This window comes from Trinickia terrae (genome assembly GCF_005144415.1).
Classification (GTDB): Bacteria; Pseudomonadota; Gammaproteobacteria; order Burkholderiales; family Burkholderiaceae; genus Trinickia_A; species Trinickia_A terrae.
In genome coordinates, this window is the sequence record NZ_SWJE01000062.1 from 1 (window position 1) to 261 (window position 261).

Genomic DNA, 261 nt, shown 5'->3' on the forward strand with positions numbered 1-261 from the left:
TGGCTTTGACGCGTTTCCACGCCATCACCAGATTCGCTCTCGCGAGCACCTGCGATAGCAGACTGTCTCGCCCCAAGCCTCCAGTTTCGTCTCGCGCCGTCCGTGCTTCATCACGCACCGCTTCCGGCTCGGCTTCACCTCGCCGTCCCGCGTTGCGCGCCGCCTGCGCGGCCTTCTGATGCACTGCACGTCCAAGCGACACGGCCTTCGGCCCTCCTACTCGTTCGGCCCTTCGCCACCAACCGGCTGCTACTACGGCCT

General features: G+C 65.9%; 1 pseudogene. It reads right to left on the bottom strand.

Annotated features, from left to right (window positions below):
* Positions 1–184, bottom strand: a pseudogene (locus FAZ69_RS33645) (group II intron reverse transcriptase/maturase); the annotation flags it as partial.
* Positions 185–261: the final 77 nt, after the last annotated feature.